Source organism: Aquicoccus porphyridii (assembly GCF_008369105.1).
GTDB classification, from domain to species: domain Bacteria; phylum Pseudomonadota; class Alphaproteobacteria; order Rhodobacterales; family Rhodobacteraceae; genus Aquicoccus; species Aquicoccus porphyridii.
This window is the reverse complement of record NZ_VINQ01000008.1, coordinates 61990-84323: the sequence shown is the minus strand read 5'-3', so window position 1 is coordinate 84323 and position 22334 is coordinate 61990. Positions and strand designations below refer to the sequence as shown.

Annotated in this window: 24 protein-coding genes; 13 read left to right on the top strand and 11 right to left on the bottom strand. The window is 64.7% G+C overall.

Annotation, left to right across the window (positions count from 1 at the left end; all coding sequences use genetic code 11):
- Positions 1 to 37: 37 nt before the first annotated feature.
- The 4 genes from FLO80_RS11905 to prfA form a co-directional block, all read right to left on the bottom strand.
- On the bottom strand, positions 38 to 796 hold the full coding sequence (locus tag FLO80_RS11905) for an SDR family oxidoreductase (RefSeq protein ID WP_111366884.1): 759 nt from the start codon (positions 794 to 796) through the stop codon (positions 38 to 40).
- 272 nt (positions 797 to 1068) lie between these two features.
- Positions 1069 to 1641: a DUF4167 domain-containing protein gene (locus FLO80_RS11900; RefSeq protein WP_111366689.1), complete on the bottom strand. Its 573-nt coding sequence runs from the start codon at positions 1639 to 1641 to the stop codon at positions 1069 to 1071.
- Between the two features lie 228 nt (positions 1642 to 1869).
- Positions 1870 to 2715: a peptide chain release factor N(5)-glutamine methyltransferase gene (gene prmC, locus FLO80_RS11895; RefSeq protein ID WP_246156664.1), complete on the bottom strand. Its 846-nt coding sequence runs from the start codon at positions 2713 to 2715 to the stop codon at positions 1870 to 1872.
- A complete protein-coding gene (prfA, locus tag FLO80_RS11890; RefSeq protein WP_111366687.1) occupies positions 2712 to 3761 on the bottom strand; it encodes a peptide chain release factor 1 in 1050 nt (349 codons plus the stop codon). Before prfA ends, prmC begins: the two co-directional genes overlap by 4 nt.
- 62 nt (positions 3762 to 3823) lie before the next feature.
- Here prfA and FLO80_RS11885 point away from each other — a divergent pair, with 62 nt between their 5' ends.
- Positions 3824 to 4117, top strand: coding sequence for a hypothetical protein (locus FLO80_RS11885; protein WP_246156663.1), 294 nt, complete (start codon positions 3824 to 3826; stop codon positions 4115 to 4117).
- Here FLO80_RS11885 and FLO80_RS11880 read toward each other — a convergent pair.
- The 4 genes from FLO80_RS11880 to FLO80_RS11865 all read right to left on the bottom strand — a co-directional run bounded on the left by FLO80_RS11880 (position 4049) and on the right by FLO80_RS11865 (position 8200).
- Complete coding sequence (locus FLO80_RS11880; RefSeq protein ID WP_342781732.1) at positions 4049 to 4444, bottom strand: DUF1499 domain-containing protein; 396 nt, start codon at positions 4442 to 4444, stop codon at positions 4049 to 4051. The two genes, FLO80_RS11885 and FLO80_RS11880, sit on opposite strands and share 69 nt — an antisense overlap.
- 108 nt (positions 4445 to 4552) lie before the next feature.
- Positions 4553 to 5521, bottom strand: coding sequence for an agmatinase (gene speB / locus FLO80_RS11875; protein ID WP_111366683.1), 969 nt, complete (start codon positions 5519 to 5521; stop codon positions 4553 to 4555).
- 288 nt (positions 5522 to 5809) lie between these two features.
- Entirely contained in the window at positions 5810 to 6973 is a 1164-nt protein-coding gene (locus FLO80_RS11870; RefSeq protein WP_111366681.1) for a M20 aminoacylase family protein, read from the bottom strand.
- 63 nt (positions 6974 to 7036) lie between these two features.
- Positions 7037 to 8200, bottom strand: a complete 1164-nt coding sequence (locus tag FLO80_RS11865; protein WP_111366679.1) for a M20 aminoacylase family protein — start codon at positions 8198 to 8200, stop codon at positions 7037 to 7039.
- 59 nt (positions 8201 to 8259) lie between these two features.
- Here FLO80_RS11865 and mazG point away from each other — a divergent pair, with 59 nt between their 5' ends.
- The 5 genes from mazG (at position 8260) to FLO80_RS11840 (ending at position 13249) form a co-directional block, all read left to right on the top strand.
- On the top strand, positions 8260 to 9081 hold the full coding sequence (gene mazG, locus FLO80_RS11860) for a nucleoside triphosphate pyrophosphohydrolase (RefSeq protein ID WP_111366677.1): 822 nt from the start codon (positions 8260 to 8262) through the stop codon (positions 9079 to 9081).
- A gap of 168 nt (positions 9082 to 9249) precedes the next feature.
- A complete protein-coding gene (locus tag FLO80_RS11855) occupies positions 9250 to 10248 on the top strand; it encodes a Fe(3+) ABC transporter substrate-binding protein (protein ID WP_111366675.1) in 999 nt (332 codons plus the stop codon).
- Between the two features lie 141 nt (positions 10249 to 10389).
- Positions 10390 to 11331 (top strand): nucleoside hydrolase, encoded by a 942-nt coding sequence (locus FLO80_RS11850; RefSeq protein ID WP_111366673.1) that lies wholly within the window; start codon positions 10390 to 10392, stop codon positions 11329 to 11331.
- On the top strand, positions 11328 to 11774 hold the full coding sequence (locus FLO80_RS11845; protein ID WP_111366671.1) for a GNAT family N-acetyltransferase: 447 nt from the start codon (positions 11328 to 11330) through the stop codon (positions 11772 to 11774). The genes FLO80_RS11850 and FLO80_RS11845 overlap by 4 nt, the downstream gene beginning before the upstream one ends.
- Before the next feature lie 56 nt (positions 11775 to 11830).
- Entirely contained in the window at positions 11831 to 13249 is a 1419-nt protein-coding gene (locus FLO80_RS11840; RefSeq protein WP_111366669.1) for a protein adenylyltransferase SelO, read from the top strand.
- A gap of 75 nt (positions 13250 to 13324) precedes the next feature.
- On the opposite strand, the gene FLO80_RS11835 is transcribed toward FLO80_RS11840, so the two are convergent.
- Together FLO80_RS11835 and FLO80_RS11830 are read right to left on the bottom strand one after the other, a co-directional pair.
- The gene (locus tag FLO80_RS11835) at positions 13325 to 14200 is read right to left on the bottom strand and encodes a DMT family transporter (protein ID WP_111366878.1); all 876 of its coding nucleotides are present in this window, start codon (positions 14198 to 14200) and stop codon (positions 13325 to 13327) included.
- Between the two features lie 32 nt (positions 14201 to 14232).
- The gene (locus FLO80_RS11830; protein ID WP_111366667.1) at positions 14233 to 14901 is read right to left on the bottom strand and encodes a DUF2238 domain-containing protein; all 669 of its coding nucleotides are present in this window, start codon (positions 14899 to 14901) and stop codon (positions 14233 to 14235) included.
- Positions 14902 to 14939: 38 nt separating this feature from the next.
- On the opposite strand from FLO80_RS11830, the gene FLO80_RS11825 reads away from it, so the two are divergent.
- Positions 14940 to 15638 carry an endonuclease/exonuclease/phosphatase family protein gene (locus tag FLO80_RS11825; RefSeq protein ID WP_111366665.1) on the top strand — a complete coding sequence of 233 codons (699 nt, stop codon included), beginning with the start codon at positions 14940 to 14942 and terminating at the stop codon, positions 15636 to 15638.
- A 122-nt stretch (positions 15639 to 15760) separates the two neighbouring features.
- A complete protein-coding gene (locus tag FLO80_RS11820; RefSeq protein ID WP_111366663.1) occupies positions 15761 to 16603 on the top strand; it encodes a PhzF family phenazine biosynthesis protein in 843 nt (280 codons plus the stop codon).
- Positions 16604 to 16630: 27 nt separating this feature from the next.
- Here FLO80_RS11820 and FLO80_RS11815 read toward each other — a convergent pair whose 3' ends face one another.
- Entirely contained in the window at positions 16631 to 17902 is a 1272-nt protein-coding gene (locus tag FLO80_RS11815; protein WP_111366661.1) for a DEAD/DEAH box helicase, read from the bottom strand.
- A gap of 363 nt (positions 17903 to 18265) precedes the next feature.
- On the opposite strand from FLO80_RS11815, the gene FLO80_RS11810 reads away from it, so the two are divergent.
- The 5 genes from FLO80_RS11810 to FLO80_RS11790 all read left to right on the top strand — a co-directional run bounded on the left by FLO80_RS11810 (position 18266) and on the right by FLO80_RS11790 (position 22237).
- Complete coding sequence (locus FLO80_RS11810) at positions 18266 to 18694, top strand: Fur family transcriptional regulator (RefSeq protein WP_111366659.1); 429 nt, start codon at positions 18266 to 18268, stop codon at positions 18692 to 18694.
- Positions 18695 to 18726: 32 nt separating this feature from the next.
- Positions 18727 to 19629, top strand: a complete 903-nt coding sequence (locus tag FLO80_RS11805) for a DMT family transporter (protein WP_111366657.1) — start codon at positions 18727 to 18729, stop codon at positions 19627 to 19629.
- A gap of 17 nt (positions 19630 to 19646) precedes the next feature.
- Positions 19647 to 20051, top strand: coding sequence for an OsmC family protein (locus FLO80_RS11800; protein WP_111366655.1), 405 nt, complete (start codon positions 19647 to 19649; stop codon positions 20049 to 20051).
- 317 nt (positions 20052 to 20368) lie between these two features.
- Positions 20369 to 21562: a kynureninase gene (gene kynU, locus FLO80_RS11795; protein WP_111366653.1), complete on the top strand. Its 1194-nt coding sequence runs from the start codon at positions 20369 to 20371 to the stop codon at positions 21560 to 21562.
- Positions 21563 to 21679: 117 nt separating this feature from the next.
- Positions 21680 to 22237, top strand: a complete 558-nt coding sequence (locus FLO80_RS11790; protein WP_111366651.1) for a P-loop NTPase family protein — start codon at positions 21680 to 21682, stop codon at positions 22235 to 22237.
- The last annotated feature ends 97 nt before the right edge of the window (positions 22238 to 22334 follow it).

Sequence of the window (22334 nt, the reverse complement as noted above, 5' to 3'; positions counted from 1 at the left end):
AGCCAGGTGTGCCAAAAGCCAACCAACGGCAGTTAAGTTACAGTAGCCGGACTGAAATGCCACCATCCACGCACATCGAGGCACCTGTCATAAACCCCGAGCGGTCCGATAGAAGGAACATAGCGGCCTGAGCAATCTCTTTCGGGGCCGCCATCCGCTTCATAGGGTGCAGGCCCGCAATGAAATCCAGTGTAGCCTGATCTCCCTCACCGCCCATTTGGGTGACCGTGCCGCCGGGCAATAGTGCATTGCAGCGTATTCCCTCGGCGGCGTGGTCCGATGCCAATGATTGGGTCAAGCCGATGAGACCCGCCTTCGACGCCGCGTATGCCCCCATGCCAGGCATGCCACCGTTGCTGAAACCCACGAAGGAACTTGTGTAGACAATCGAACCGCCACCTCGTTTCCTCAGCGCGGGAAGCTGCGCCTTTGCTGCGAAGAAGCCGCTCGTGAGATTTGTCTCGATGACAGCACGCCAAGTTCCGTTATCCATCTCCGGAACCGCGCCCATGTCGCCCACAACCCCGGCATTATTGAACGCACCGTCAAGCCCGCCAAACTCTTCCTCGGCCAGGGCGACGAGTGCAGCGGCATAGGACTCGTCGGTTACGTCCCCGGCGAGACATGCCGCGTGTCCATTGCTTTGCGTGACCTGCCCGACAAGCTTCTCCAGCTCGGATTGCCGGCGCGCGCCGAGGATTACATTAGCCCCTTCCGCCGCAAACAGGAGGGCAGCGGCGGCTCCGATACCACTGCTTGCACCTGTGACGATGAAAGTCTTGTTCTTTAGTTCCATGGTCATGCCTTTCTTTGGTTGCATGACCTGAGAGTATTGGAGACGGCATCGGCCCAACGACCCGGTTCCTGCTGTTAAGGACGATGCTGATCGCAAAGAGCAAGAAACGGGCCGCGTTCGTGGTATTCTGTTCCAAGTGTTGACGTAGGCGACAGGCCAGGTTCGGAGCTGACATTGCGCTCCGAGCCTAAGGAGCATTCATCTGCACCACGAAATGCAAAGGATTGAAACTCAAGGCCGGGGCAAGTGTTTCCAACCAAACGCGAAACGTGTCAGCCCGCCGCCTTGGTCTCGTCGTTCCCGCCACCCTCGGCGTCGTTCGGCGTGTCCGGCTTGGGTTTGCGGCTGCGCGGCCTTGGTTTGGGCTTGGGCTTGGGCTTGTCGCCCGCGCTTTCCGGCGTCTCGACCAGGTGGCTGTCGCTCTCGCTGGTGTCGATCACGTCGGGCTGCGGTGCGCTGACCTGATCCTCGCCCGCCTGGCCGCCATTCGACTCGCGCTCCTGCCGCTGGGCACGGTCGCGGTCGCGGTCGGCATTGCGGTCACGATCCGTCTGGCGGTCGCGATTCTGCCGCTCCTGCTCTTCGCGGCGCTGGTCCATCTCGCGCTGAGCCTCGTTCAGCATGCGCTGGTAATGTTCCGCATGCTGCTGGAAATTCTCTGCCGCGACCCGGTCATTCGACAATTGGGCATCACGCGCCAACTGGTTGTATTTCTCGATGACCTGTTGCGGGGTGCCACGCACCTTGCCCTCCGGGCCGGAACTTTCGAACACGCGGTTGACGATATTGCCGACCGAGCGGTTGCGGTTGCTCTTCGACCGCGAGCGGGATTTCGATGATCTCATGTTGTCCTTGGTCCAGTTGACTGTCTGGCCTTCGTTTTCCCGGATGGCGCCTTCGGCACCTGTATTTCACCCGGGACGAACTATGTATGGCTTAACATCGGGCGGGACCGCGACTTTCGCATCCACCGCGCCAATAGGTATGTCTAAACATGCCACACGGTGATTAACAAGGGCTAACCGGCTCTTTTACCCGGTCGATCCGCGGTTTTTCGCCATATACGTTGCGTTTCAGCCGCGCTTTTGCGGCATTCGGGCGCTCACGACGCGGTCTCTGCCATCAAGATCGGGATGCACGCGGATGTTTTCAAGCCCCGCCACCCGGATCATTTCTGCCACCGCCCGCCCCTGCGTCGACCCGATCTCGAGCAAAAGCCGCCCGCCCGGTTCCAGGTGCGTCACCACCCCGCCCGTGATCGCGCGATAGGCATCCAGCCCGTCACCCTCGTCGGTCAACGCCATGCGCGGCTCGTGGCCAAGCTCCGGGGCCAACCCCGCCATCTCGCCCACCGCGATATAGGGCGGGTTCGACACGATCAGGTCGAACCGCCCCTCCACCGCCCCGAACCAGTCCGACACGAGAAATTCGCAGCGCCCCGCCACGCCCAGCGCCTGCGCATTCTCCCGCGCCACCGCCAGCGCCGCTTCCGAGAGGTCCGTGCCCAGCCCCCGCGCCTCCGGCCGCGCCGCCAGAAGCGACAGCAGGATCGCCCCCGACCCGGTGCCAAGATCGAGAACCCGGGCAAACGTCGCCTCGAGCGCAGCCAGCACCAGGGCCTCGGTTTCCGGCCTCGGGTCGAGCACATCACCCGAAACCGCGAACCGGTGGTCAAAGAAATCCCGATAGCCCAGCAGATGCGACAACGGTCGCCGCGCCGCCCGCGCCCGCCCCATCGCCAACGCCGCCTCCCGCTGCGCCGCGCTCACCGGCGCCTCCATCGACAGCGACACCCGTTCGCGCGCAATGCCACCCGCATGGCCCGCGATCAGGCGCGCCTCGCGCGCCGCGCCCTCGATCCCCGCCGCCTCGAGCACCGCGCGCACCGCCGCCACCGTCTCGCGCAGGGTCCGCCTCACCGCTCCATCTCCGCCATGAGCCGCGCCTGGTGATCCGAGATCAGCGCGTCGATCACCTCGTCGAGATCGCCCGCCATCACCTGGTCGAGCTTGTAAAGCGTGAGCCCGATCCGGTGATCCGTCATCCGCCCTTGCGGGAAATTATAGGTCCGTATGCGCTCCGAGCGGTCGCCCGTGCCGACCTGCGCCTTGCGATCGGCGGCGCGCGCCGCGTCGGCCCGCTGCCGCTCCATGTCATAAAGCCGCGTCTTCAACACCCGCATCGCGATCTCGCGGTTCTGGTGCTGCGATTTTTCCGAGCTGGTCACCACGATACCGCTGGGCAAATGGGTGATCCGCACCGCCGAATCGGTGGTGTTCACATGCTGCCCGCCCGCGCCCGAGGCCCGCATCGTGTCGATCCGAAGATCGTTCGGGTCGATCACCACATCCACGTCCTCGGCCTCGGGCAACACCGCCACCGTCGCCGCGCTGGTGTGAATCCGCCCGCCCGATTCGGTCTCGGGCACACGCTGCACCCGGTGCACGCCACTCTCGAACTTGAGCCGCGCGAACACGTTCTGCCCCGACACCCGCGCCACCACCTCCTTCACCCCGCCGAGCTCGGTCAGCGCCTGTTCCAGGATCTCGAACCGCCAGCCCTTCGCCTCGGTATACCGCTGGTACATCCTGAGCAGATCGCCCGCGAAAAGCGCCGCCTCGTCACCCCCCGTCCCGGGCCGGATCTCGATCAGCGCCGGGCGCGCATCGGCCGCGTCGCGCGGCAACAACGCCAGTTGCAGCGCATGTTCCACCTCCGGCAGGCGCGTCCGCAAATCCGCCAGCTCCTCCTCGGCCAACGCCCGCATCTCCGGGTCCGACAGCATCGCCTCGGCCTCGGCAATATCGCCCAGCAAGGCGCGATAGGTGTCGATCTGCTCGACCACCGGGCGCAGTTCGGCATATTCGCGGCCCAGCCGCGCAAGATCGCCGCCGCCCTCGGCCATGCTCGCTTCGAGAAACTCGAACCGCGCTCTGATCTCGTTCAGTCTGTCCAAGGGCACCATGGCCGCCTCTTTCCCCATTCCCCGGACTTGGTCAAGCCCGCACCGCATGCTATATTCAGCATATGCGTTATCTCATGCTCGCCTTGCTGATGCTGCCTACCCCCGCGCTGGCCGACGCCACGATCGGCGGCAAGACGGTCGATTGCTACTGCACCGACCGCTCGGGCGGGCGGATCGAACTGGGCGAAACCATCTGCCTGCACGTCGATGGCAAGATGTTCATGGCCCAGTGCCAGATGTCGCTCAACGTGCCGATGTGGCGCAAGCTCTCGGATGGCTGCCTGAGCTCAGAGCTTTTCCAACCACGCCTCGACCCGCTTTCGGTTGACCCCCATATCGCCACGCCCAAATCGTAACCGCGCGTCGATCTCCAGCCGCTCCCCCGCCTGCCGCGCCGTGGTGTAATCGGGAAACCCCCACAGCGCCGAGCGCGTGACATAGCTCACCATCCCCTCTTCGACCGACCCGGCCAGTGCCTGCGTGCGCGGCCAGCCCCGCGCCACCGCATCAAGCCGCGCCAACCCCTCCGGCCCGGCCTCGACCACCCGCATCACGCCACCATCGAAATCGCGGTTCTCAACCCGGTCAGGCATCACATGCCAACGCCCCGGGTCCGACGGCGCCAACCGCACCCAGACCCCGAACACCACCACCGCGGCCACCACAACCCACACAAAAATCATGATCACCCGCCCCATGGTTCTTTCTTGGAAAAAATACTCATCTGCCCGGTCTCACCCCCACGCCCGCCCCAAAGCGTGCAGCACCGCAACGACTCCAAGCCACACGCCCTAGTCACCCCCGCGCCGGGTCCAGCCCCAGAGACAGATCAGCTCCATCGCCACATGCGCCGCCGCCACCGCCGTCGCCCCGCTCGGATCATAGGGCGGCGACACCTCGACCACATCACCCCCGACGACATTGATCCCCGCCAGATCGCGCAGGATGATCGCCGCCTGCCCCGTGCTGAGGCCCCCCCAGACCGGCGTGCCGGTGCCCGGCGCAAACCCCGGGTCGAGCCCGTCAATGTCGAAACTGAGGTAAACCGGCCGCGCGCCGACGATCTCGCGCGCCTTCTTCGCCACCGCCTGCGGGCCGGTCTCATGCACCTCGCGCGCGTCGATGATATTCACACCCAGCGTATCCGCATTGGTGGTCCTGATGCCGATCTGAACACTGGTGGCCGGGTCCACGATCCCGGCTTTCACCGCCTTGTAGAACATCGTGCCATGGTCGATCCGGTCAAGATCGTCATCGGCCCATGTGTCGGTATGCGCGTCGAACTGGATCAGCGACAGGGGCCCGTATTTCTCGGCATAGGCGCGCAGGATCGGGAACGAGATATAATGATCCCCGCCAATCGCGACGCTCGCCGCGCCCGCATCGAGAATGCCCTTGATATGGGCCTGAAGCGCGCCGGGAAACGCCGGCACGTTGGCATAGTCGAACGCAAGGTCGCCGTAATCCACGATGTTGAACGCGTCGAGCGGCGAATAGCCCCAACCATAGGGCGGATCGGGCGAGAGAAGCGCGCTCATCTCGCGCACCTGCCGCGGCCCCAGCCGCGTGCCCGGCCGGTTGGTCACCGCCTGGTCGAACGGAATGCCCGTCACCGCCAGATCGACATCGCTCAGGTCCTTGGTATAGCGCCGCCGCAGGAAGGACGTGGCGCCGCCGAACGTGTTCTCGAAGGAATGTCCCCGGTCGCTTGTCCGGGTAAAGGCCCCGTCCACCTCTTTCTTCGCATCTTCCAGCGCCATCGCGCGTCTCCCCATCCCTTGAACTTGACCGGCCCATGCTTGGCCCGCCCGCGCGCCGGGTCAAGCGCATTTGCGCCACGCCTCCCGCGCGCCGTGTTAACCGTTTCGCCCGCCGTTTTCGCTGCAACGCGGCGGTGCACGCCCGACAGCCGGGCCGCAGCCGGGAATCACCCCCCGGTTTTGCCCGCCCCCGCGCCGTTAACCCGCGCGCACGGTGCCGCAACATCACGTCAACAAAATCGCGACCCCGGCTTCATCCTGCCCCGAATACTCCCGCCGGAGGCACCTCTAAAGCGCCCCCGCCCGCTCGACCAGGCGGGCCAGGAACGACGCGCCCACCGGTGCGATCTCGTCGTTGAAATCGTATCGCGGATGATGCACCATCGCGCCGTTTTCTCCATTCCCGACAAAGACATAGGCCCCCGGTCGGGCTTCGAGCATGTAGGAAAAATCCTCCGCCGCCATCATCGGGCGCGCGGCGTCGTCCACCTGCTCGGCCCCGACCACCTCGCGCGCCACGTCGGCGGCGAAAAGCGTTTGTTTCTCGTGATTTATCGTCGCCGGATAACCCCGGTCATAGTTCAGTCGCGCGCTCACGCCAAAGCTCGCCGCCTGCCCCGCCACGATCTCGCCCATGCGCCGCTCGACCATGTCGCGCACCTCCGGATCAAAGGTCCGCACCGTCCCACAGATATGTGCCGTGTCGGGAATGATATTCGTCGCCGTCCCCGTCTCGATCTTCGTCACCGACACCACAAGCCGCTTCTGCGCATCTGCATTTCGGCTTACAATCGTTTGAATTGCCTGCACAATTCCAACGGCGGCCACGACCGGGTCATCGGCGTCATGCGGCATCGCCCCATGCCCGCCCCGGCCCTGGATGTCGATATAGAAGCTGTCCACCGCCGCCATCAAGGGCCCCGGCGCCATCGCGATCATCCCCGAAGGCAGGCCCGGCCCGTTATGAATGGCATAGACCTCGTCGATGGCATATTTCTCCATCACGCCTTCCTGCACCATGGCTTCGCCGCCACCACCGCCTTCCTCGTCGGGTTGGAACAAAAGCACCGCGCGCCCCCGGAAATTTCTGGTCTCTGCCAGGTACTTGGCCGTCCCCAGCAGCATCGCGGTATGCCCGTCATGGCCACAGGCATGCATCTTGCCCGGCACCTTCGACGCATAGTCGAGCCCGGTGATCTCGGTCATCGGCAGCGCATCCATATCGGCCCGCAACCCGATGACAGGCCCCTCGCCCTGCCCCTCGATCACCGCCACGACGCCACTTTCCGCCCAGCCGGTGCTGATATCCGTGACGCCGAATTCCTTCAGCCGTTCAACCACATAGGCCGCCGTCTGGTGGCACTCCCGGCCGAGTTCCGGGTTCTCGTGAATATGCCGCCGCCACGCGGTCATCTCGTCGGCAAAGCCTGCAATGCGGTTGATAACGGCCATCTGTCGCGCTCCTTGAATGTCCTGTCCGCGCACTCAATCCCAATCGCGGCGCGGCGGCAAGCCTCAACCGACCGAATGATGCCGCTCGATCAGCCGCGCAAAGAACGACGCCCCGATCGGCGCCACCTCGTCGTTGAAATCGAATTCGGGATGGTGCGCCGACGGGCCAACCCCCTGACCCAGAAAGAAAAACGCCCCCGGCCGCGCCTCCAGCATGTAGGAGAAATCCTCCGCCCCCATCTCCGGCGGCAACGCGGTCAGCACGTTGTCGGCGCCCATGATCTCGCGCGCGATCACGGCACCTTTATCGACCTGCCCGGCATGGTTCACCGTGGGCGGATAGTTCCGGTGATACTCCAGTCGCCCAGCAACCCCGTAAACCTCGGCCTGCGCCGTGACGATCTCGCCGATCCGCCGCTCGGCCAAGTCGCGCATCGCGGGCGAGAAACTGCGCACCGTCCCGGCCAGATAGGCCTTTTCCGGCACGATGTTCATCGCCGACCCGCCATGGATCTGCGTCACCGACACCACCAGTGCCTCGAGTGGCGGGCGGTTGCGGCTCACGATGGTCTGCAACGCCTGAAGCGTCGCCGCCGCCGCCGGAAGCGGATCGACACAAGCATCGGGATAGGCCGCATGCCCGCCCGTGCCGGTCAGATGAATCTCGAAATCGTCCACCGCCGCCATGATCGGCCCGGCCGTCGTGCGAAATTCGCCCAAGCCGCCAAACGGATCGGTGTGCAGAGCATAGACCTCTTCCACCCCGAACCGGTCCATGATCCCCGCTTCCACCATGAGCCGCCCACCACCGATGGTTTCCTCGGCCGGTTGAAAGATCAGAATCGCCCGGCCCGTGAAATTCCGGCTTTCCGCCAGATACTTGGCCGCGCCCAAGAGCATCGTGGTATGGCCATCATGACCACAGGCATGCATCCGCCCCGGCACCTTTGAGGCCCATTCCGCCCCCGTCGCCTCGTCCATCGGCAACGCATCCATATCCGCGCGCAACCCCGTCACCGGCCCGTCGCCGCGCCCCTCGATCACCGCGACCACGCCGCTTTCGGCGATCCCTTCATGGATCTCGTCGACCCCGAATTCGCGCAGTTTCTCAACCACGAATCGCGCCGTCTCGTGACATTCCAGCCCCAGTTCGGGATGCATGTGCAGATGCCGCCGCCATCCGGTCATTTCGTCGGCAAATCCTGCAATTCTGTTGATCACGGCCATCGTCTGGACTCCCTTTGTCTCACCCGGCACAAAGAACCCCGAAAAAGGAGCCCTGCGCAATGGCCAATGATGATCTGATCCACGACTCCCATGGCGGCATGCCCCGGCTGCTGGAAATCATGCGCCGCCTGCGCGACCCCGAAACCGGCTGCCCGTGGGACATCGAACAGAACTTTGCCACCATCGCCCCCTACACGATCGAAGAGGCCTATGAAGTGGCCGACGCCATCGAGCGCGAAGCCTGGGACGAGTTGAAAGGCGAATTGGGCGACCTGCTGTTCCAGTCGGTCTTTCACGCGCAAATGGCCGAAGAGGCCGGGCTTTTCACCTTTGACGAGGTGGCCGACACCATGTCCGACAAGATGGTCGCGCGCCATCCGCATGTGTTCGGCGACGAATCGCGCGACAAATCCGCGGAGCAGCAAACCCGTGACTGGGAAAGCATCAAGGCGGCCGAGCGCGCCGACAAGGCCCAGACCGGTGTGCTCGACGGGGTGGCCACCGGCCTGCCCGCCCTCCTGCGTGCCCTCAAGCTTCAGAAACGCGCCGCGCGCGTGGGGTTCGACTGGCCCGCGACCGACAACGTGATCGACAAGATCATCGAAGAGGCCCGCGAGTTGAACGAGGCCCGCGACAGCCTCGGGCAGGACGAGATCGAAGAGGAATTCGGCGATCTGCTTTTCGTCATGGCCAACCTCGCCCGCCATCTCGGGATCGACCCCGAATCGGCGCTGCGCAAGGCCAACGCCAAATTCACCCGCCGCTTCCGCCGGATCGAAGAGCTTTTGGCCACATGCGACAAAACACCCGCTGACAGCGATCTCGCCGAGATGGACGCGCTTTGGAACGAGGCCAAGCGCGAAGAAAAGGGTGCGCCATAAGGCGCTATTATAAAACAATAATTACAACCCGGCGTGTTCTGAGAAGCGTTCAAGCACGCCTCGACGCGCGGCCTCCCGATCAATACCTGACAAAGTTACACAAGTATTGACCCGACAAAAAAACTCGGATTTAAGGGCGTCGGAATAAACGCACCCAAGGAGGACGACATGATCGCCCGTATCGCTCTTATTGCCGCAATCACGGCCACGCCGGCCGTCGCGCAAGAGGTTAACATCTACTCCTATCGGCAGCCGGAACTGATCCAACCCCTGACCGATGCCTTCACCGAAGAAACCGGTATCAAGGTCAACGTCGCCTTTCTCAACAAGGGCATGGTCGAACGCCTTCAGGCCGAGGGCGACCGCTCCCCGGCGGACCTGATCTTTACCGTCGACATCTCGCGCCTCGCGGCGGCGGTGAACGCCGGTCTGACCCAGCCGGTGACGTCCGACACGCTCACCGCCAACGTGCCCGATCAATATCGCGATCCCGACGGCCACTGGTGGGGCCTGACCACGCGCGCACGCATCGTCTATGCCTCCAAGGAGCGCGTCGCCGAGGGCGAAATCGCCACTTACGAAGACCTCGCCGACCCGAAATGGGAGGGCCGGATCTGCACCCGCTCGGGCACGCACCCCTATAACGTGGCACTTGTGTCGGCCATGCTCCACCATCACGGCGAGGAAAAGACCCGTGAATGGCTCGAAGGCGTCAAGGCCAACCTCGCCCGCAAGCCACAAGGCAACGACCGCGCACAGGTCAAGGCGATCTGGGCCGGCGAATGCGACATCAGCCTCGGCAACACCTATTACATGGGCAAGATGCTCGAGAACGAGGATCAGCAAGCCTGGGCCGAGAGCGTCAACATCGTGTTCCCCGTCATCGGCGGCAAGGGCGCGCATGTGAACATCTCGGGCGTCGCCATGACCAAGGCGGCACCGAACCGGGACAACGCGCTCAAGATGATGGAATTCCTCACCTCGCCCGAGGCTCAGGAAATCTATGCCAAGGCGAACTACGAATACCCGATCGCACCGGGCACCGAGCCCATCGACCTGGTGGCAAGCTGGGGCAGCTTTACCCCCGATGACGTCAACCTGATGGACCTCGCCAAACTGCGCCCGGACGCACTGAAACTGATCGAGCAAGTCGACTTCGACGGGTAACCTCCCAGTCCCCGTCGAAACCTTTGGGGCGCCATTCGGCGCCCCATTTTTCGTTCCGGCACACGGCTGCCCAAAGGCCACAGCCTTGTGGACATCCCCGGCCCCGCTTGTCACTGTCGCCACATCGACAGGAGACGCGCCATGCCACCACGCAAGATCATCATCGACACCGACCCCGGACAGGACGACGCCGTCGCCATCCTTCTGGCACTGGCCAGCCCCGAAGACATCGAGCTTCTGGGACTCACCTGTGTCGCGGGCAATGTCCCGCTTGCCCTCACCTCGAAAAATGCCCGCATTGTCTGTGAGTTGGCGGGCAAACCTCATGTCAGGGTCTTTGCCGGATGCGACCGTCCGCTGGGCCGCGATCTGGTCACCGCCGAGCATGTCCATGGCAAGACCGGCCTCGACGGTCCCGACCTGCCCGACCCGGCCATGCCGCTTCAGGACCAGCACGCGGTCGATTTCATCATCGACACGTTGCGCGATCACCCGTCCGGCACCGTCACGCTCTGCCCGCTGGGGCCGCTGACCAATATCGCCACCGCCTTTGAAAAGGCCCCCGACATCGTTCCCCGCGTGCAGGAGATCGTGCTCATGGGCGGGGCCTATTTCGAAGTAGGCAACATCACCCCCACCGCCGAATTCAACATTTACGTCGATCCACAAGCGGCTGATATCGTGTTCAAATCCGGCGCACCAATCACCGTCATGCCGCTCGACGTCACGCACAAGGCGCTGGTCACGCCCGAACGCAACGCGGCGTTCCGCCGCCTCGGCACACCGGTCGGCATCGCCGTGGCCCAGATGACCGATTTCTTCGAACGCTTCGACAAGGAAAAATACGGCTCCGCCGGCGCGCCGCTGCATGATCCGTGCGTCACCGCCTACCTGATCCGCCCCGACCTCTTCTCCGGCCGCGTGATCAATGTCGAGATCGAAACCGGCTCCGACCTGACCCTCGGCATGACCGTCGCTGACTGGTGGCGCGTCTCGGGCCGCGACCCCAACGCCCTCTTCATGGGCAACATCGACGCCGACGGGTTCTTCACCCTTCTGACGGAAAGGCTGGCGCGGCTATGAGCACCCTTCACCTCGCCCGCCCCGAAGATATCGACCGGCTGGAGCCGATGGTCGCGGCCTATCATGGATTCGAGCAGATCGACTCGACCGAAGACGCCCGGCGTGCCGCGCTCGCACCCTTGCTCGATGGCACCCCCCACGGCGTCGCCTATCTCATCGGCCCGCGCCGCGCGCCGGTGGGCTATATCGTGGTTTCCTTCGGCTATTCGGTCGAACTGGGCGGGATCGACGGTTTCATCGACGAATTCTTCATCCGCGAACGGGTGCGCGGGCGTGGCATGGGCTCCGACGTCTTGCACACGCTCCTGCCCGCGCTTTCACAACACGGGGTCAAGGCGCTCCATCTCGAAGTGGATATCGACAACACCCGCGCCCGCCGCCTTTATGAACGTGCCGGTTTCAAGGCGCGCGAGCGATATCACCTGATGACCCGCACCGCCTGAGCCCGCCAGGTATCGCACCCACTGGAAAAGATGTCTTCCAAGGTTATATTTGCCTCATGACCCTGACAATTCCCTTCTCGAACAGCTACGGGCAATTGCCCCCGCGCTTTTTCACCCGCCAGGCCGCGACCCCCGTCGCCGCCCCCGAACTCATCGCTTTCAATGACGCGCTGGCCGACCGCCTCGGCATCACGCGCGGGGCGGATGGCGACATGGCCCGTGTCTTCTCCGGCAACGAGGCCCCGCCCGGGGCCGACCCGCTGGCACAGGTCTATGCCGGGCACCAGTTCGGCGGCTTCTCGCCCCAGCTCGGCGATGGCCGCGCCCTTCTGCTGGGCGAGGTCGAAGCCCCCGACGGCACCCGCTTTGACATCCAGCTCAAGGGCGCGGGCCGCACCCCCTATTCGCGCGGCGGCGACGGGCGGGCCTGGCTCGGGCCGGTGCTGCGCGAATATGTCGTCTCCGAGGCCATGGCCGCGCTCGGCGTGCCCACCACCCGCGCCCTCGCCGCCGTCGCCACCGGCGAAACCGTGTGGCGTGAAACCGCCCTGCCCGGCGCGGTGCTGACCCGCGTGGCCACGTCCCATATCCGCGTCGGCACGTTTCAATTCTTTGCCGCCCGGCGCGATCTCGACGCGCTCAAGGCGCTCTTCGATTACACATGCGCCCGCCACTATCCCGACGCGCGCACGCCCGACGACCTGCTGATCGCGGTGATCGACGCGCAGGCCGCATTGGTGGCGCAGTGGCTCTCGCTGGGCTTCATCCACGGGGTGATGAACACCGACAACACCACGCTTTCGGGCGAAACCATCGACTATGGCCCCTGCGCCTTCGTCGACGATTACCATCCGCAGACCGTGTTTTCCTCGATCGACCGGCACGGGCGCTATGCCTATGACAACCAGGCCAATGTGATCGTCTGGAACATGGCGCAGCTTGCCACCTGCCTCGTGCCGCTCTGCGATGATCAGGAGGCGACCGTCGAACGCTTCACCGCCGCCGTTCACGCCATGCCCGACAAGATCGAAGCGCAGCGCCTCGCCCGGTTCGGCGCCAAGATCGGCCTGTCAAACCCGACCGACGACGACCGCCCACTGATCAACGACCTGCTCGACCTCATGGCGCGCGATGGTGCCGATTTCACCAACACGTTCCGGGCGCTGGCCCACGGCAGCGCCCGCGATCAACTCACCGACCGCGCCGCCTATGACGACTGGCACACCCGCTGGCAGGCCCGGCTTGCCGCCGAGCCGGACGCGCACTCACTCATGTTGCGAACCAACCCCGCCTTCATCCCACGCAATCACCGCGTCGAAGAGATGATCCAGGCGGCCGTGGCCGGCGATTTCGGCCCCGTCCACCGTCTGCTTCAGGTGCTCTCGACCCCCTACACGGATCAACCCGATGCCGCCGATCTCACCCGCCCGCCAGCCCCGCACGAGCGCGTGCAACAAACCTTTTGCGGCACCTGACCCGGCCCTCTTTCTTGGCTCAAATACTCAAATTCCCACGTGAAAACCGGCGCGTGGCCTCGCGACCACAGCCCGTCACCGCCGATTGATCAACGTGATCCCGACCGCCACAAAGACCAGCCCGCCAATGATATGCGGCCCCACATCTTCGCCCAGCATGAGCCAGCCGAGGATCACGCCGAAGACCGGTGACAGGAACGAGAATGACGCCACGCCCGAAGCCGGGTAAAGCTTGAGCAGGAAGAACCAGAACAGATAGCCGAAACTCGCGATCGCCAGGACCTGGAACGCCAGGCCCGCCCAGTGGATCGGCGCCAGCTCGCGGATGAACGGCCCGAAGAACGGCGCCAGCAACAGCAACAGCACCGACGAGATCACCAACTGGCTCAAAAGCTGCATCTCGGGCGCCACCCGTTCCAGCGGCGTCACCCGCACCACCAGCGCGATTCCCGCCCACGTGATCGCCGCCAGAAGCGCCATAAGATCACCGCCAAGGCTGGCCTCATTGCTGCCCCGGTCGGCCATCACCCAGGCCACGCCCGCCATGGCCAGAACCAGCCCCAGCGCCCGCTTGCCCGAGATCCGCTCGCCCGGCAGCCACAGATGCGCGGCCAGTGCCACGAAAACCGGCATCGAGTAAAAGATGATCGAGGCCCGCCCGACGCTGGTGCGGTCGAGCGAGAGATAAAGAAACACGAACTCGGCAGTGAACAGCAGGCCGAGCATCACCGCCCCGCCCCGCGCCTCGCGCGGCAACACAATGCGGATGCCCCTGAGCCGCATCCAGAGCAACAACGCCGCGCAGGCCCCGACCGAGCGCAGCCCGGCCAAGAAGACCGGCTGAAACCCGCCGGTCGACACCTTGATCACGACCTGGTTGAAACCCAGCAGAAACGCGAAGGCAACAAGCGCCGCGACGCCCGCCGCGTCGATACTGTCTTTTCTTTCCATGGCCGCCATCAAGGGTGCAAAGCGACCAAAGGTCAATCCGCGTCGTCGCGTCGCGCGCGGGTGACGTCAATCTGCCTGAACCGCCGGAAATAGCGCGGGTTTCGCTCGATGAACTCGTCAATGAGGCGATGCACACCCGGCGCCGATATCCCCTTGAGATAAAGCCACCCGGCAATCGCCGCGAGAAGCGCACCGATCATGTCGACGATCAGGTCGACCATCGTGTCGAGGGGCGATTTCTGCATGTTCATGCCAAAAACCTGGTCCATGGCGAATTCGAAGATTTCCCAGACCGCCCCGATCATCATCGCAAAGCAAAAGGCGAAGAAGGCGATCACCCAATGCGGCGCGGCAAAACGGTCGCCCTGGAACAGCATGAAGACGATGACGAAACCGATCAGGCCGAACCCCATCGCGCTGCCGAAATGCATCAGGATGTCCCACCACCAGAACCGGACGTAAAACCCGTAGACCTCGCCCAGGAACAGCGTGCCGCCCACAAAGGCCACCACCGCGAGCATGAAAGTCGCGGGCACATGAATCTGCGCCCAGCGCGCCACCATGGCCGGCGCCATGGAAAGCGTCAGCGTCGCCAGCGCGATGAACACCAGCGACAATTGCCAATTCCAAAGCGCATCTGCCGCCGCAATGAGCAATGCGACCCAGATCAGCTTGGTCAGCCATGATTGTTCGCGGATCATACCGTGACAACTCCCTGCCCGGCTTGCATATAGATGCCATGAAGGCGCAAAGCATCCGGATTGCAAGTTACAACCTGCAAAAATGCGTCGGTCTCGACCTGCGGCGCAGGCCGGACCGTTCGTTGCAGGTGATTGCCAACCTTTGCGCAGAACTGGTCGTGCTGCAAGAGGCCGACAAGCGCCTGCCGCCGCGCCCGGCGGCGCTGCCGCATGACATGGCCGAGGCGCAGGGCTGGCGGGTTGTCGATTTCGGCGACCCCGCGGCCTCGCTCGGCTTTCACGGCAACGCCATGCTGATCCGCCCGGGCGTGAAGGTTCTGACCGCCGACCATATCGACCTGCCTGGGCTCGAGCCGCGCGGCGCGATTCGCGCCGACCTCGAGACCACGATCGGCCCGCTGCGCGTCATTGGCACCCATCTCGGGTTGATCCGGCGCTACCGGCTGTTGCAGTTGCGCGCGATCATGCGCCATCTTGCACATCTCGGGCCGATGCCCACGGTTCTGGCCGGGGATTTCAACGAATGGGGGCCAGCGCGCGCGCTCGACAATGCCACGCCCGGGCTGCTGATCCTGCCCGAACGGCCAAGCTTTCCCTCACCGCGCCCGGTCGCGCCGCTGGATCGCTTCGCGATCTCGGGCGACCTCGTGGCGAAAGATCACGGCACGCACAGCGCCCGCCCGGCACGGGTCGCCTCGGATCACCTGCCCGTCTGGGTCGATCTCGTCCCGGCATGAAACAGGCTCTCCGGGGTCGCTCCCCGTCCCCACGCGCCCGCTACCAGAGTCCGGCCCGTGCTTTGCAATATGTCCGCTCCCTTGCTACGCGCTGATAGAAACATTCTGACCGGAATAATGCCATGACCCGCTATCTCACCTTTGACGTCTTCACCAGCCAACCCTTTGGCGGCAATCCCCTTGCCGTTATTCCCGATGCGCGCGGATTGCCCGAGGCGACGCTGCAAAAGATCGCCGCCGAATTCAATTATTCCGAAACCACTTTCGTCTATCCGCCCGTTGATCCGGGAAACACGGCGCACGTGCGCATCTTCACACCTACGATGGAAATACCCTTTGCGGGCCATCCGACAATCGGCACCGCGGTGGCGCTGGCGCGGGCCGGGTATGGCCCCGACATGGTGTTTGAGCTGGGCGTTGGCCCGCTGCGCGTCCATGCCACGGCCGAGGCGGCCCGTTTTACCACCACGCAACCGCTGGAAATCCTCGCCCATCCCGCACCCGGAGAGATCGCCGCCGCGTTGTCGCTCGACCCCGCGCAAATCGCCACGATCGCACATCCGCCCGTCATGGCCTCACTCGGCCTGCCCTTCACCATCACCGAACTGGCCAGCCGCGAGGCGCTCGCCGCCGCCCTGCCCGACATCGCCGCGATGCGTGCGGGGGCCGCCCGATATCCCGCCTCGCTCGATTTCGCGCAATTCGCCTATTGGCGCAATGGCGTCACGATCCATGCCCGCATGTTCGCCCCGCTCGACAATATCCCCGAAGACCCGGCCACCGGCTCCGCCGCCGCCGCCCTCGCCGCGCTGCTGGCCCACATCGAGAACACCGAGCAACGCCTCACCCTGCATCAGGGAGAGGATATGGGCCGTCCCTCCCTGATCGGGCTGGCGACGGAAAACGGTGGCGTCACCGTTTCCGGCACCGCCTGCCCGGTCATGGAAGGTCGCCTGCTGCTCTGAACAACGGGCGACCGCAACGTTTTCCTGTCAGGCCGCGGCCCTGCGCGCGCCACCGCCACCGCCGCCGCTGCGACGCCGCCTGCGGCGCTGGCCGCCATTGCCATTGCCCGCGCCTGCGGGTTTCCCGCCACCGCCACCCCGGCTTTGGCGTTTCGCGGGTTCCATCGGCTCCCACGCCTCGCCCGAGGCGACGGGGATGGGCATGCCCATGACCTTCTGAATGGCCTTCAGCTCGCCCATCTCGTCGGGTGCGCAAAAGGCGATTGCCGCGCCATCGGCCCCCGCGCGCGCGGTGCGGCCGATCCGGTGCACGTAATTGTCGGGCACGTTGGGCAGATCGAAGTTATAGACGTGGCGCACCTCGGGAATATCAAGCCCCCGTGCCGCCACATCCGTGGCCACCAGAACCCGGGTGCTGCCGGATTTGAACGCGTTCAAGGCCCGGTCGCGCTGACCCTGGCTCTTGTTGCCATGGATCGACTCGGCGGCGAACCCGGCTTTTTCGAGCTGGTTCTTGATCTTTTCCGACCCGTGCTTGGTGCGCCCGAAAACCAGCGCGCGCTCATCACGATGCGCGTCCAGAAGCTCGATCAACAGGCCCAGCTTGGCGGGCTTGTCGACGAAATGCACCACCTGCTCGATCTTGTCGGCGGCCTTGCCCGGGGGCGAAACCTGCACCCGAACCGGGTCTTTGAGATAGGATTGCGCCAGTTCCGACATCAGCTTGGGCATGGTCGCCGAAAACAGCATCGTCTGGCGCTGCGCCGGCAACAGCGCCGCGATCTTGCGCAGGCTGTGGATGAAACCCATGTCGAGCATCTGATCGGCCTCGTCGAGCACCAGGAACCGCGTCTCGTCCAGCCGCACCGCCTTGCGGTCCAGCAGGTCGATCAACCGCCCGGGCGTCGCCACCAACAGGTCGGTGCCCCGCTCCAGCCGGTTGATCTGGCCATTGATCCCGGCACCGCCGACGACCAGCCCGACCTTGAGCGGGCTGCCCTTGACCAGTTCGCGCAGGCTCTCGCTGATCTGTTTGGCCAACTCGCGCGTCGGCGCCAGCACGAGGCCGCGCACCGCGCGCCTGGAGGGCCGCACACCATCGCGCAGCATCACCGAGGCCAGCGGCAGGCCAAAGGCATAGGTCTTGCCGGTGCCGGTCTGGGCAAGGCCCATCACGTCGCGGCCCGCCATCGCATGCGGCACGGCTTCGGCCTGGATCGGGGTGGGCTCGCTCAGCCCCAGTTCGCCAACCCGCGCCAGAAGCAGCTTGGGCAGGCCCATTTCATTGAAATCTCTCATAGTGTCCTTTCGAACGCGCCCGGGTCACCGGACACGCCTGTGTAAAAATGCGGGGCCGCACCCATATCGGGCCGACTCGCTCGGGGTTGCGCCAATGGACCTGACGAAACGCGCCTCTTGCCCGTTCCGCCGCACCGGCGTCTGAACCCACGCGTGATTTTGGGAACATTCCTCGACGTTTTGTGTCTGATCCGGTTCACCCGGATGTTGCTTTACTGCTCACGCGGCAGAAAACGTCGGTTGCGGCCTACATGGTGCCGCAGCGCGGCGAAGTCAATCCAAGATTGCCATTGCGGGTGGAAATCGGTTCTGCATGTGGCTAAACCGGACCATGACAGGACGACCCCGGGGCGGCACATCACCATGACCGATACAATCACCGAACGCTGCGAAGCCAAGGGCCTGCGCATGACCGGCCAGCGCCGCACCATTGCCGCGGTCCTGCAAGAGGCCGAGGATCACCCCGACGTGGAGGAACTTCACGCCCGCGCCTCGGCGCGTGATCGCGGCATTTCCATCGCCACGGTCTACCGCACGGTCAAGCTGTTCGAGGAGGCCGGGATTCTCGACAAGCTCGAATTCGGCGACGGGCGCGCGCGCTATGAAGACGCCGAGCGCGACCACCACGACCACCTGATCGACATGAACTCGGGCGAGGTGATCGAATTCGTCGATCCCGAGATCGAGGCGCTTCAGGAAAGGATCGCCGAAAAGCTGGGCTACCGCCTCATGGGGCATCGGCTCGAGCTCTATGGCGTTCCCCTCAAAAAGCCTGCTAAGGACGGGCCGTAATCCGGGGCGCGTGCCCCTCGAAAGGCCCCTCCATGACCGCCGCCAACCCAGCTTCGGACAACCTGCGTGGCATTGCGCTCATCGTTGTCGCCATGGCGTTCTTCGCCGCCACCGACGCCTGCGTGAAACTGGGCGCCGAGGCGATGCCCAAGGGGCAGGTCATGGTATTCCTCGGGCTCGGTGGCGCGATCATCTTTTCCACGCTCCTGCGGGTTCAGGGCCGCCGCGTCTTTGCCACCGATTTCTTCACCCCCGCGCTCCTGATGCGCAACGGGGCCGACGTGATGGGCACATTCTGCTTCATGACGGCCCTCGCCACCGTGGGCATCGCCCTGCCCTCGGCCATTCTTCAGGCCACACCGCTCGCCGTGACCGGGCTGGCCGTGGTGCTTCTGGGTGAAAAGGTCGGCTGGCGCCGCTGGGCCGCGATCGTGGTCGGGTTCTCCGGCGTGCTGATCATCATCCGCCCCGGCGCCACCGGGTTCGACCCCAACGCGCTCTGGGCCGTGGCAGGCATGCTCTTTCTCGCGCTGCGCGATGTCTCGACCCGGCTCATGCCGCCCTCGACGCCCTCGTTGCGCATCGCCGCCTACGCGATGATCATCCTGCTGCCCGCGGGCAGTATCATCGCGCAGTTCCAGGGCGGGTTCGTGCCCCTGACACCGCAAAGCGGCGCGATCGTCATGGCCGCGTCCCTGCTGGGCGCCGCCGGGTATTTCTGCATCGTGCAGGCGATGCGCACCGGCGAAATCTCGGTCGTCGCCCCGTTCCGCTACAGCCGGATCTTCTTTGCCCTGATCATCGGCTACCTGATCTTCGGTGAACAGCCCGACGCGCTCACCTATCTGGGCTGCGTCGTCACCATCGGCGCCGGGCTTTACACCTTCCTGCGCGAGGCCCGGCTCAACCGCCGCCCGGTCGCGCCCCCACTCTGAGCATCGAGAGGCATCACATGAAAGCACGTGTCAAATGGATCGAGAACCGAAGCTTCGTGGGCCAGACCGAAAGCGGCCACGCCATCGCCTTCGGCGCGGAGCATGACGGTCTGAAACCCGGCCCCTCGCCGATGGAACTGCTGCTGCTGGGCACCGGCGGATGCGCCGCCTATGACGTGGTGCATATCCTCGAACGTGGCCGCGAACCGGTCGAGGGCGTCGAGGTCGAGATCGACGCCACCCGCGCCGAAACCGATCCCAAGGTCTATACCCGCATCCACATGCATTTCATCGTGCGCGGCGCAGACCTCTCCCCGGCCAAGGTCGAGCGCGCCATTTCCCTTTCGATCGAGAAATACTGCTCCGCCTCCGCGATGATGGCCGCCACCGCCGAACTGACCCATGATTTCGAAATCGTCTAGGGCTGATTGCCCTTGATCGGATTCGACCGATGCGGGTTATGCCAGACGAAAGGGCCGCACCCGGCCGCGGTCGGGTGCTCACACCATCGGCGCAGGGCAGTTTATCTTGCAAAGTCATCCCACACCCGAAGCGACGCGCACCCTCTCAAAAGCACCCGGCCGGGGGGCGGCCGTGTGCTGCCCGGGCGGCTTCGCCGCTGTTCCGGGCTGGGACGTCAATCTAGGGCCATCCCCCCAACCACCGCCCCACGCACAGGATGGACAGGCCCCCAGTAAACCGCTAGGAATACTTCAAGCTTGAAGCAAATGAGGCCACCATGACCGATTTCGCCCGCACCAAATCGCTGTTCCACCTGCCCGAGGGCGTGATCTATCTCGACGGCAACTCGCTCGGTCCCCTGCCCAAGGCGGCGCCGGGGCGCATACAATCGGTCATGCAGGACGAGTGGGGCGAGATGCTCATCACCGGCTGGAACAAGGCCGGATGGATGGCGCAACCGACCCGCGTGGGCGACCGCATCGCGCGCCTCATCGGCGCCGAGCCGGGGCATGTGGTGATCGGCGACACGCTCTCGATCAAGGTCTATCAGGCGCTGGCCTCCGCCCTCGAGATGCGCCCCGACCGCAAGGTGATCCTCAGCGACAGCGGCAATTTCCCCTCCGATCTCTACATGGCCGAAGGGCTGATCCGATCGCTGGGCCGGGGCCATGAATTGCGCGTCGTCGCCCCCGAAGAGGTCGAGGCGAACATCACCGAAGAGGTGGCCGTGACCCTCATCACCGAGGTCGATTACCGCACCGGGCGGCTGCATGACATGAAGGCGCTGACCGCAAAGGCCCATGCCGTGGGCGCAATCACCGTCTGGGATCTGGCCCATACCGCCGGGGCCACGCCGGTCGATGTCAGCGGCGCCAATGCCGATTTCGCCGTCGGCTGCACCTATAAATACCTCAATGGCGGCCCCGGTGCGCCCGCCTTCATCTATGTCGCCCCCCGCCATGCCGACGCCGCGCGCCCCGCGCTGTCGGGCTGGCTCGGTCATGATGCGCCCTTTGCGTTCGAGCAAAGCTACCGCCCCGGCGCCGGGATCGAGCGGATGCGCGTCGGCACACCGCCCGTGCTGGCCATGGCCGCCCTCGAATCCGCGCTCGACATCTGGGACATGACCACGATGGACGACATCCGCGCCAGATCGCTTGAACTGACACAGCTTTTCATCGACGAGGTCGAGAAACGCTGCCCCGATCTCGACCTCGCCACCCCCCGCGCCCCCGATGCGCGCGGCAGCCAGGTCAGCTTCCGCTTTGCCGAAGGCTATGCCGCGATGCAGGCGCTGATCGCGCGTGGCGTGATCGGCGATTTCCGCGCCCCCGACATCATGCGCTTCGGCTTCACCCCGCTCTATATCGACGAGGGTGACGTCATCGCCGCCGCCGAAATTCTTGAGAGCATCATGCAGAACCGCCTCTGGGACACCCCCGAATACAAGGCCCGCGCCCGCGTCACCTGAGCGTTTCGCCGCCGATCAAGCACGCCACCCCGGGTCGATGCGCCCCCGCCTCGTGGCCGGCTTGTCATCAAGGGTCGCTTCTTTGCGACGCCTCACCCTGGAACCAGGACGATCAGAATGCCCCATTCCGTAAGCAACAGACTCTATATCTTCGGGGCGTCCGGCTCCGGCACCACCACGCTCGGCGAACATGTCGCAGCCAGAGAGGGTCTGGTTCATGTCGATTGCGATGACCATTACTGGGCACCGGTTGATCCGCCGTTCTCGGTAAAGAGAGCGCCATCGGAACGTGTCGCCTCGATGTCAGAGGCTCTGGGTTCGGATGGCTGGGTGCTTACCGGTGCGTGCAATGGCTGGGGCGGCGAATTGATTGATCAAGCCGACTTGATTGTATTCGTAGCCCTGCCAACGCCTGTTCGGTTGAAACGATTGCTTGCCCGCGAGCAGAAACGCTACGGCGACCGGATCAAGGAAGGCGGCGACATGCATCAGATTCACAAGGACTTTCTCGATTGGGCGCGGGGGTATGACAACCCCGACTTTCAAGGACGGAACTTGGCAGCGCATGAGAAATGGCTTGGCGAGCAGGTCAAGCCGATCTGCAGGATTGATGGAGAGCAACCTCTCCAGCAGTCGATAAATGCGGTAATCTCGTCGCTTCGCCTGCTTGGGTAGCGTCCGCACCCTCCCCCATGGCACCCAGATAGAGCACGGTTTCCTGCCCGCAACAGCCGCGCGCACCACCCCGCGCGCCCGAACTTCGCCGCAATTC